Annotated in this window: 7 protein-coding genes and 1 pseudogene; 5 read left to right on the forward strand and 3 right to left on the reverse strand. The window is 63.3% G+C overall.

The genetic code is table 11. The features are described from left to right. Positions 1–55 precede the first annotated feature (55 nt). The 3 genes from ccmB (at position 56) to EN884_RS27520 (ending at position 1,584) form a co-directional block, all read left to right on the forward strand. Positions 56–721, forward strand: a complete 666-nt coding sequence (ccmB, locus tag EN884_RS27510; RefSeq protein ID WP_024504965.1) for a heme exporter protein CcmB — start codon at positions 56–58, stop codon at positions 719–721. A 123-nt stretch (positions 722–844) separates the two neighbouring features. After that, on the forward strand, positions 845–1,012 hold the full coding sequence (gene ccmD, locus EN884_RS27515; RefSeq protein ID WP_013528831.1) for a heme exporter protein CcmD: 168 nt from the start codon (positions 845–847) through the stop codon (positions 1,010–1,012). Further along, positions 1,009–1,584 (forward strand): DsbE family thiol:disulfide interchange protein, encoded by a 576-nt coding sequence (locus EN884_RS27520; protein ID WP_063169543.1) that lies wholly within the window; start codon positions 1,009–1,011, stop codon positions 1,582–1,584. The genes ccmD and EN884_RS27520 overlap by 4 nt, the downstream gene beginning before the upstream one ends. Before the next feature lie 158 nt (positions 1,585–1,742). Here EN884_RS27520 and EN884_RS27525 read toward each other — a convergent pair whose 3' ends face one another. Next, positions 1,743–1,910: a hypothetical protein gene (locus tag EN884_RS27525; protein ID WP_013528833.1), complete on the reverse strand. Its 168-nt coding sequence runs from the start codon at positions 1,908–1,910 to the stop codon at positions 1,743–1,745. A 259-nt stretch (positions 1,911–2,169) separates the two neighbouring features. Here EN884_RS27525 and EN884_RS27530 point away from each other — a divergent pair, with 259 nt between their 5' ends. After that, the gene (locus EN884_RS27530; RefSeq protein ID WP_063169542.1) at positions 2,170–3,090 is read left to right on the forward strand and encodes an SMP-30/gluconolactonase/LRE family protein; all 921 of its coding nucleotides are present in this window, start codon (positions 2,170–2,172) and stop codon (positions 3,088–3,090) included. 76 nt (positions 3,091–3,166) lie between these two features. Beyond that, on the forward strand, positions 3,167–3,373 hold the full coding sequence (locus EN884_RS27535) for a 4-oxalocrotonate tautomerase family protein (protein WP_013528835.1): 207 nt from the start codon (positions 3,167–3,169) through the stop codon (positions 3,371–3,373). A gap of 186 nt (positions 3,374–3,559) precedes the next feature. Here EN884_RS27535 and EN884_RS27540 read toward each other — a convergent pair whose 3' ends face one another. Further along, the gene (locus EN884_RS27540; protein WP_063169541.1) at positions 3,560–4,090 is read right to left on the reverse strand and encodes an NADPH-dependent FMN reductase; all 531 of its coding nucleotides are present in this window, start codon (positions 4,088–4,090) and stop codon (positions 3,560–3,562) included. 40 nt (positions 4,091–4,130) lie between these two features. Continuing rightward, positions 4,131–4,308: pseudogene (locus tag EN884_RS40325) on the reverse strand (pyridoxamine 5'-phosphate oxidase family protein); the annotation flags it as partial.

Consider the following 4,308-nt stretch of genomic DNA (forward strand, 5'->3'; position numbering starts at 1 on the left):
GAGTTGAGGATGGGGGAAGCCGGTTGATGGTGTCTGGGCGAAAGCATCTCAAACCATGCTAGCGCTCTTCCTGCGCGACATCCGCCTCAACATTCGTGCCGGCGGCGGAGCGCTGACCGGGGTCATCTTCTTCCTCGCCGTCATCGTCACCATCCCGTTCGGGGTCGGGCCGGACCTGAAGCTGCTGGCCCGCATCGGACCGGCCATCCTGTGGATCGGCGCGCTGTTGTCCTGCCTGCTCGGGCTCGACCGGTTGTTCCAGGCCGATCGCGAGGACGGTTCGCTCGATCTCCTGGTGCTCGGCAACGATCGCCATATGCTGGCTCTGACAGTGCTGGTGAAATGCCTGGCGCATTGGGCGGGCAGCGTGCTGCCGCTGGTCATTGCGGCTCCCTTGCTCGGCCTGTTCATGAACATGGAGCCGCTCGGCATCGGCGCCACGGCGCTGACGCTGCTGGTCGGCACGCCGGCCATCACGTTCATCGGCGCCGCCGGTGCGGCGGTGGCGGTGGCGCTGCCGCGTGGCGGGCTGCTGATCTCGGTGCTGGTGCTGCCACTGACCATCCCGGTGCTGATCTTCGGCGTTTCGGCAAGCTATGGGGCGACCGCCAATCCCGACCCGTTTCTGCAGCCCTTCCTCATTCTTGCCGCGCTGACCCTGTTTCTTGGCGTGCTGGGTCCGGTCTCGGCGGCGCTGGCGCTGCGCCATGGCACGGATTGACGCAGCGTATGACTGCGGCTCGGCGACCGATTGCGAAGCCGACGGAGCGAGGCTAAGGAAAAGCATGTCTAGACTGGGCGACATGATCGGCTTGGAAGGCCCCACTTCAGCGGGACCTGCCGCATGAGTGCGCATGCACTCTACGTGACCGCCGCCTATGGCATCACTGCCGTGGTGCTGGCCGGATTGATCGGCTGGATCCTGCTCGACCAGCGGGCGCGCAAGCGTGAGCTTGCCGAACTGGAGGCGTCCGGCGTGAGGCGTCGCTCCGACAAGGTCGCCAAGCCATGAGCACCGAAACGGAAACGCCGCCGCCCAGTCGTCGCCTGTTCGTGCTTCTGCCGCTGCTGATCTTCCTCGGCCTGGCCGGACTGTTCCTGTCGCAACTGCTGTCGGGGCGCGATGCTTCGGAAGTGCCGTCGGCCCTGATCGGCCTGCCTGCGCCGCAAACCAGCCTGCCGGCGCTGGAGGGCTCAAACCTGCCGGGGCTCGATTCGAAAACCTTCGCCGGCAAGGTCACATTGGTCAACGTCTTCGCGTCGTGGTGCGCGCCATGCCGCGAAGAGCACCCGGTGCTTCTGGCGTTGTCGCAGGATAAGCGTTTCACCATGGCAGCGCTGAACTACAAGGACCGGCCCGAAAACGCACGCCGGTTCCTCGGCGATCTCGGCAATCCGTTCCAGGCGATAGGGGTCGACGAAGCGGGCCGCGCGGCGATCGACTGGGGCGTCTACGGCGTGCCGGAAACCTTCGTCATCGGCAAGGACGGCAAGATCGCCTACAAACATGTCGGCCCGCTGACGCCCGAGACGGTGCAGGCGTTGCTGTTGCCGCAGATCGACAAGGCACTGGCGGCGCATTGATATTCAGGTGATGCCGGCCTGCAAACAGCGGCTTCCTGCGCTTCCGGTGCTCGCGTACCAAAAGTACGCTCCGCTCCGGTTCTCGGAAACCACCGTTTTCGACTCGGCCTGACCTGAATCTCAACGCACCTTGGCGGCGCGTCTTATCGGGCTTGAGATCAGCCGTAGATCTGCTTGTGGATCTGGTAGAGCATTTCCGAGCGGTCGGCGCGCATGTCGGCCAGATCGCGGCTGGAAAAGCTGTCGATTTCGGCGACAAGGCGGTTGTAGTGCTTGCGCTTGGCAATGCTGTTGCGAGCGCGGGTCATGAGACTGTCGAGGATCATAGCAAGGTTCCTTTTTGGCGCCGCATTTCGGCGGCGGTTTCTTCCTCCCTTGATCGATACGAAGCATGACATAGTAATGGTGCATTGCAAAAAGAAGATGTTGCAATGCACCATTGCGCTGGACGCATAGCCGGTTAATGCGGCGCTAACGTCATGCGCAGAGCCGGCAAGCGATCTTTTGTGGGACACTGTGCGTACCCACATTGCCTTCTGTCCCTCCGGCTGGCTTGATCCCTGTCATTGATGCCGGGAGGAAAGCATGGCGGCCGCAGACTATTATGAAATTCTCGATCCGCGCTTCGCGCGCCTGTTCAACGGCAACGCGCAGGTCGAGAAGCTGTTCACCGGATGCCAGTGGGCGGAGGGGCCGGCCTGGTTCGCCGCCGGCCGCTATGTCGTCTGGTCCGACATCCCCAACAATCGCATGCTGCGTTATGACGAGACCGACGGCAATGTCAGCGTCTTCCGGCAGCCGTCCGGCAACTCGAACGGCAACACCGTCGACCGGCAGGGCCGGCTGATCACCTGCGAGCATTCGGGCCGCCGCGTCAGCCGCACCGAGTTCGACGGCTCGGTCACCACGATCGCGGCCAAATGGAAAGGCAAGCGGCTGAATTCGCCCAACGACGCGGTGGTGAAATCCGACGGTTCCATCTGGTTCACCGATCCAAGCTACGGCATCGATACGGATTATGAGGGCGACAGGGCTGAGAGCGAAATCGGCGCCTGCCACGTCTACCGGGTCGATCCCGGCACCGGCGAGCTCGAAGCCGTCATCACCGACATGGTCAGGCCCAACGGCCTCGCCTTCTCGCTGGACGAGAGCAAGCTTTATGTCGTCGATACCGGCCGCACGCATGGCGCGCAGAATCCGGCGCATATGCGGGTGTTCAATGTCGGCAAGGGCGGCAAGAAAGTCTCCGGCGAAAAAGTCTTCGCCGACTGCACCGCCGGCCTGTTCGACGGCTTCAGGCTCGACGAGGACGGCCGCATCTGGACCAGTGCCGCCGATGGCATCCATTGCTACGATCCGGACGGCACGCTGATCGGCAAGGTCAAGGTGCCGGAAGTCACCGCCAATTGCGTGTTCGGCGGCAACAAGCTGAATTGCCTCTACATCGCCGGCACCACGTCGCTCTACATGGTGCGGCTGATGGTCAACGGCGCCAAGACATACTGAGAGTTGAACACTGGCGACCGTTCGACGGTTTCATCGAAGCGGGTCGTGAGCACGAACATCCCCGGGAGGACAAGAAATGCCATTCGTCAACATCCGCATCGTCAAGGAAGTGATCGCCGCCGATCCGGCGGGCAAGAAGGCGGATATCGCCAAGAAGGTCACCGCGGCCATCATGGACGCCACCGGGCTGAGCAACGACGATGTCTGGGTGGTTTTTGAAGAGGTCAACGCCCGCGATTGGTACGTTGGGAAGACCGATGTGGAGACGCTGCGAAAGGGGTAATGCGCGATCTTTCCTTCTCCCCTTTTGGGAGGCCGAGACGGTTGAGGGTGGGTGACGGATTGCCGTCAGTGCCAAGCTGGAACATCCCTCATCCGACCTCGCTCGCGAGGCCACCACCCTGGGGCGAGCCACGGGTCTCGCCCCGTCCTTCGGACCCACAAGGGGAGAAGGAAGAGAGGCCGCCGCTCAACGCGAGCGGATAAACTCCGCGAAGGCATTCAGTGCATCATGCATCGCCTGCCGGTTCGCCGGCGCCGCCAGGATGCCCGCCACCTCCGGCGGCTTCCTGCCGAGCAGGGCGATCTCCAGCACATCGTCGTAAAGCGCGAACGACATGGTGCGCATGATCTCAGCCAATGCGGCGCGGGCGAACAGCGAGCGCGGCGAGGCGTGTACCAGCATGGCGGGCTTGGCGACGGCGGCATCGCGCGAGACCAGCCAGTCGAGCGCGTTCTTCAGCCCGCCCGGCACGCCATGGGCATATTCCGGACAGGAGATGATCAGGCCGTCGGCTCGACTGACGGCATGGATCAGCTTGGAGGCTTCGAGCGGTGTCCGCTCGCCTTCATCGTCGGGATTGAAGATCGGCAAACGGCCAAGCCCGTCATGGACGGTGACGCGGCAGCCGGACGGCGCTTCGCGCGCCAGTGTGGCGATCAGCGCCGAATTTGTGGAGGCCGCGCGCAGGCTGCCGGAAATGGCAAGGATGTTCAGCAAGGTATGGAATCGGTCCAGACGCGAATCGCGTCCGCAAAAACTACCACATCGTCTTCTTGTATTCCTCGTCGAGCCAGCGGTCGGTCGCCTCGGCGGAATCGGCAACCGCCAGCTGATCGCGCATGATCTGGCCGAGCGTCGGCAGCGTCGCGCGGTCGTACCAGGTTTCCGGCTTCCACAAATCCGAGCGCATGAAGGCTTTTGCGCAGTGCATGTAG

Origin of the sequence: Mesorhizobium sp. M7A.F.Ca.AU.001.01.1.1 (assembly GCF_004022735.1) — a bacterium.
Lineage (GTDB): Bacteria > Pseudomonadota > Alphaproteobacteria > Rhizobiales > Rhizobiaceae > Mesorhizobium > Mesorhizobium ciceri.